Raw genomic sequence first — 6,239 nt, forward strand, 5'->3', positions numbered from 1 at the left:
GCAAGGGGATGATCTACCCCGACCTCATTATCGCGATATGCTCCTATCACGAGAAAAGACCTGATTCCAGGACTGTTCATCAAGGTATCCAGGAGTTCAAGAGATCCCGTGTCTACCCATTGGAGGTCATCGAGAAAAACAACAAGGGGATGTTCAGGACTCGCAACACTGGTAATAAACCGCTGAAACACGTAGTTAAACCGGTTACTCGCTTCCCGGCCTCCGAGTTCAGGAACTGGAGGTTGTGTTCCGATCACGTGTTCAAGGTCAGGAATCAGGTTGGTGAGGACGTTTCCAATCGTTCCCACCGCATCCTGGATTCTCTCAGATAAGTCCTTGAGATCTTCATCGTTCATCATCAAAAACTGATAAACCAGTGCGGTGAGGGCAGAGATCCAACCAGCATACGGACTATTCTTCAGGAACTGATCATACTTTCCCTCTACATAGAACCCGCCAAAACCAAAGACTACTGGCTTGATCTCGTTCACCAGCGTGGTTTTTCCAACGCCCGAGTACCCGTTCACCAACAGGAGTTCTGACTCTCCTGTTCTGACCTTGGCAAAGATACCCTGCACCTGATCCTGTTCAAGGTCTCTTCCATACAACTTTTTGGGAAACCGAAGCTCCCCCGAGTAGTCATGTACTCCAACCTGAAAGTGATCGATACGCCCAGAAGCTTTGAGATTATCATGACACCGGGTAAGATCGTAGAGTAATCCATATGCAGTCTGGTACCGGGCATCAGGATCTTTCTCGAGGAGATGCATGAGAATATCTGATATCTGGGCTGAAATTTCAGGATTAAGATCAGAGAGCGGAGGTGGTGATCTGGCGAGGTGGCTGTGAATCAGTTCAAGCGGTTCAGAACTTTTAAACGGGAGTTTTCCGGTCAAAAGGTGATAGAACGTGACTCCGAGGGCATATAGATCAGCTCGTGTATCATACCCACGGTTCATTCTCCCGGTCTGTTCGGGAGCGATATGGCTGAGTGAACCCTGAGGAAATGCAGGATCTGCGAACCGTGAGGTGACATATCGTTCTGCCATCCCCAGATCAATGATGATAACATGACCTGATGCTGATTCAAGGAGAAGATTCTCACCGGTCAGGTTCTTATGCATATAACCCATATCATGAAGCCGTACAACCGATTCGGCAGTCTCGATCGCAACCTTAAGAAAATTCTCATTGGTTCTGGGTGTATTTTCAAAATAGGAGGACAACGGCTCTCCCTCAATATATTCGAGGATGAGCGCGTCCTGACCGTTGATGACCTTTTGAGTTATTGCTTTTCTGACTTTTTCTGAAGAGATCTCCTGAGTTATACGGTATTCTTCAGAGAGAGTTTGCTTTGCTGCAGGAGGAGAAGATCCATTCAGGAGTTTGTAGAGGTATCGTTCTTTGCAGTCGTAGCCTTCATGCAGATATATGCAGGTCTCTTTTCCCTCATGTATCAGAATATCCTCCGCTTTTTTCACATGCAGAACCTCATCCACCGTATGCAGATACGTCACGATATATGGGTTATGGGATAAAAAAGAAACGCTGAAACCAGGTGATATTATAAGGATATATATTAAAAACTCGATATGATAGTTCTGATTAGGCTGCCAACAAGAGGATTATAATTACTCAATAATCCGACGAGAATTGAAAAATAGTTGCATCACTGAGATATTCTTACAGAACACAGGGGGTATACAAAATAAATTGAAGAATATGACAATGCGGCATGGTTCAGTCATATCAACCCACCAATATAGGAAGGGCCTGTATACGTGAAAAATTTGGGATACCGGTTTATCCATTCAATCGGGACATGGAATCTTCGATCCTGGTAGCAATCACCGAGAGATCGCTAATTATTGTGGAGATCTGATTTAATGCAGCTGACGATTCTTCAGATGCTGAAGCAGAGGATATCGCTTCTTTGGCAGTCTCAACAGACATATTTTTCACTTCTGAAACACTTGCGGTTATCTCTTCAACCGCAGCAGCTTCCTCTTCTGAAAGACCTGCAATTTCGGTCATGTTATTCGAAATTTCCTCAACCTGCTCAGCAATAGAATTGAAATACTGGATCGTTTCAGTTATGGCGGTTGAACCTTTAGACACTTCATCGGTTGCCTGGTTCATGGCTTTTCCAGCTCGCAGCGACTTACTTTGCAGGGAGTTGATTATTTTTGCAATACTTTCCGTAGACCCTTGTGATTCCTGTGCCAGCGTCTTGACTTCATCAGCAACAACCGCAAATCCCCTTCCTGCATCACCGGCACGTGCTGCCTCAATTGCAGCATTTAATGCCAAAAGGTTGGTCTGGTCAGCAATTCCACCTATTATTTCAACAATTTTTCCAATCTCCTTCATCTGATCATTAATATCAGAAATAATTACTCCAACATCACTCACTGCGGTGTTGATTGCATGAATGCCGTCCTCTGCAACAACTGCCTTTTTGACACCAGCTGTTGAAGTAGCATTTGCCCCCTGAGTAAGCCGGCTTACCGCATCCACCTTGGTAGCAACCGTGGTAACCGATGAACTCAGTTCCTCCATTGCCACCAGTACCTGCTCCACTGCCTGAACACTGGTATCAGCATTTGCACTGACAATGCTGGAACTTTGAGCAATTGAGGCAGATCCGGCAGTTACTTCCTGAACACTCGCTGCTGCTTCCTGAGATGAAGCGGTCAGCGTAGCCACTTGTTCAGATACATCTGTTATCGCAAGCGAGAGCTCAAAGCCAATGGTATTAAGCCCCTGTTTGAGAGCAATCAGGTCTCCGTTGGTCATCACATCTTCATCAAATCGCGCAGAAAATTTCGCATGTGAGAAAAGCTCTGCAACCCGGAGTGCCTCATTGAGAGGAATAGTAATTGCATCAAGCATATTATTAATTCCAACAATAATATGCTGATATGCTCCGACAAACATGGTCAGATCTCCACGTTTTTGAAGCCTTCCTTCTTCAGCTTCGGTTATTAGATAACCAATCTCCTGAATAATATTTTGAAGGCTGGATATCAGTTGTACTAACGCGATGGATATTTCATCCTGTTCATCCTTTGGAGTAACGGTTACAGAAAGATCTCCCTGTGCTATCTTTTTTAATGATGCGACTACGGTATGCTGAAGATCATCAGAAAATGTATCCATCACTGATGTCAGTTCTCCAATTTCATCATTTCTGCGGTAATTGAGTCGGTTGCCAAGGTGTCCAAGACTCATCTCCCGAATCATCTGGACTGCTTTTGAAAGCGGGATGGTGATACTACGGCTGATTAGAACTCCGAGACCAACGGCAATGATTGTTCCAATAATTATGGCACCAATAATAAGGGCCATAATTATTGTAACGGTATTTCTAGCTTTTTCAGCAAGAGAATTGGCATTTTTTATTTTATAGGCAACAAGGTCCTGAATTGCCGATGAAGCGTCAGCACGAGCGGTAATCAGATCCCCCGTTGTCATGGTAGTAATGATGGCTTCTGCATTTCCAGAATCAATTACACCATTGAAGGTATCAATCGCAGTCAGGTAGGTATGCCAGGAATCAACCAGGCGTGTATAGATGAGTTTTTCCTCGTCTGTTTCTACATACATCTGATAGGAACTAATGTTTGCATCCATCGATGCAATCAATGCTTCACTCTGCTTGCGGAGGTTTTCCCGGTTTGTTGGTAACGCAACATATCCAGCAGTATTGCCTCGAAGACGCCAGATATCCGCATTGATAATCCCTAGTTTTTGAGTAGGAATAAGCTGGTTCTCATTGATCTGATCTAGATAGGAACTCAGGGTAACCACACTGAATACTCCGATTATTCCAACGATTAATAGAATACCGACGATCAGGAGAAAAGAGCCAATTAATTTTCTTCCAACCCGCATGTTGTCTAAATACTTCATCCCCAACATCTCCAAAACATATGATCGGTCAGTATCTCCCCTTCAACACTTTAATGTATGGACGGATTTTATGGGGAAAACTACATTTAAAAACGCAATGATGAATCTCAACAGGCTCAACGGATGAGAACACATTGCATTTTCATGATTAATATTGAAATCAAAAATTATTTCTGAAACTCAACATTGATGCCATAGTGTTTTTGCAGGAAATTGATCGTCTTTTCTGATTCGATCCACCGTTTATCCAGATTATCGATGATATCATCAATATCCTGCACACAGCGATTGACTGGTTCTTCAATCTCCGGGGCATGCAGATCAACCAGTGAGGAGATAATAGCAAGGGGATTTCTAATTTTATCGTTCAAAAAAGCTAGTTCAACCAGGTTCTTTTCCAGTTGGATGAGGAGATTTTTTCGTTCCTTTTCTAATGTTTTCTGTTCGGTGATATCAATCGCGATACCAATGGTGCCGGTAATCGTATCTGATGCATCACAAATTGGAGAGGCATACAGCAGGAAGGTTCTTTCACGATAATATCCTTCAATTGTTGAGACCACACCCTGTAATGCCTGATTATGGGCATCCAACAGACTTGCATCAATAGATTCAAAGAGATCCTTAATCTTATGCCCGACTCCTGTATTGGGAGTAAGGCCAATCTTTGCGAGAGCAGCACCGAAGATACTTTTTACATTCATGTCGGCGTCTGTTGTCAGGACAAGGCCGGGAATGTGATCTACAATCATCTTGAGTTTTTTTTCACTTTCATAAAGGATGTGCTCCTGCTCTACGAGACGATCATAATTCTGCCTGAGTTCTTCTTCTGTTGAAGTAATTTCCTCATATGCAGCAGCGATATCGTCATTTTTCTGCATTAATTCAAGTTCAGCCCTTTTCCTTTTGGTTATATCGGTCAGATAGATACGTGCAGTATGATACCGGTTTGTAACATAGATATATTCAATAAATGTTCTCTCTTCAACGATAATTTCCCGGTTAAACGTCGTTTCAATACCATTCTGTATGGCATACAATATCTCATTCAGATCATCTGGAATAAATCGATAGATATCATTTGTTCCGGTAAGGTCGTGAATGACCTGTACCGTTGCCTCATTATTCATCGTGATGGTTCCGGATTCGTTGATTTCAAAGATCGGATTTGGGTTTAATTCGATAAATGAAGCAAGAGACCTGACTTTTTCTTCATATTGCATTAGTTCGGTTACATCGAAAGGAATTGACAGCAGATAGGGGGTTCCATCAATGGTAATGATCCTTCCCGAAAAGAGGATATTTCTCACCTTTTTATCTTTTCCTCTCATCTTTACCGGAACCAGTTTACATGAACCATCCCGTTTTATCAGGTTCACGATGTCGATCCTCTGATTAATGTCAACCCAGAAGTCGAGATCTATCGCACTTTTTCCGATAACTTCTTCGCGGGCATACCCCCACCACTGGTTAAAATGAGAGTTTACTTCAAAGAATGTACCGTTCGTAAGATCTGTTATTGCAATTCCTTCAGGAATCAGGTCAAATATCATCTTAAATAACTTTTCAGAGTGTTCCAACCGTTCACCAGTTACCGGTATTTCAGAAACATCCGTGCATATCCAGATTCTTCCGATGCATGCTTTGTTTGTATCCGGGATCGGTCTGGACTGAAGATGTATCTTTTGCCCATTTGGTGCCATAAGATCCAGGGAGCCAGCCCATAAGGGATTGGATCGGATCCCGGCCAGGATGCTGTAGAGAGGTTCGGTTTCAACACGTCGTTCAGAGAGAATTTGGACGAACTCATCAAAATGGTGAGCAGTCCAGTCTCCAGGAAGATTGAAGAGTTGTTTCCATGCCTGATTACAAGAGAGGAGAGAGAAGGTATTGTCAGTGATTAGTATTCCATCGGTAAATGTATCATAGCCGGAAATGAAAATATCATTCTGTTCTGACATAATAACCTGAAATCACTGAATGTGTAGAGATATGCATACGCTGGTATTAGTATATTGGCTCAAATTGTCAACAGCGAGCGAATTATGAAGATTACAATATAATAGGGACCCGATGGAACAGTGAGATTATCGCAATGGCACTCAGGACAAACCGAACTGATGAAGAGCCTGACAGATGAGGGATCCAAACCGGCAAAGACATTCACATCGTGGTCGTTAATCCGCTTCAGTCTGATTTTGAAAAACCAGGCAATCTCCCTGTTGATCTTGTGCTGATGATCCCATAATTATTTGATAAAACCAGGAGTTTGATACAAATTTACGTGACGAGGGATATCAGGGTCTTCCTGCGACGAGCAGCAACAC

Annotated in this window: 3 protein-coding genes; all 3 read right to left on the minus strand. The window is 43.0% G+C overall.

The window, feature by feature from the left end:
* On the minus strand, positions 1-1,517 hold a 1,517-nt coding region (locus LUQ50_RS13495), incomplete at its 3' end, for an AAA family ATPase (protein ID WP_300040527.1).
* A gap of 286 nt (positions 1,518-1,803) precedes the next feature.
* Entirely contained in the window at positions 1,804-3,912 is a 2,109-nt protein-coding gene (locus LUQ50_RS13500) for a methyl-accepting chemotaxis protein (RefSeq protein WP_300040529.1), read from the minus strand.
* Between the two features lie 167 nt (positions 3,913-4,079).
* Entirely contained in the window at positions 4,080-5,873 is a 1,794-nt protein-coding gene (locus LUQ50_RS13505; protein WP_300040531.1) for a PAS domain S-box protein, read from the minus strand.
* Positions 5,874-6,239 lie beyond the last annotated feature (366 nt).

This window comes from Methanospirillum sp. (genome assembly GCF_028679455.1).
Lineage (GTDB): Archaea > Halobacteriota > Methanomicrobia > Methanomicrobiales > Methanospirillaceae > Methanospirillum.

Coding starts and splice junctions, on each gene's coding strand:
- LUQ50_RS13500 (WP_300040529.1), bottom strand. CDS start 3,912: ATGAAGTATTTAGACAACATGCGGGTTGGAAGAAAATTAATTGGCTCT.
- LUQ50_RS13505 (WP_300040531.1), bottom strand. CDS start 5,873: ATGTCAGAACAGAATGATATTTTCATTTCCGGCTATGATACATTTACC.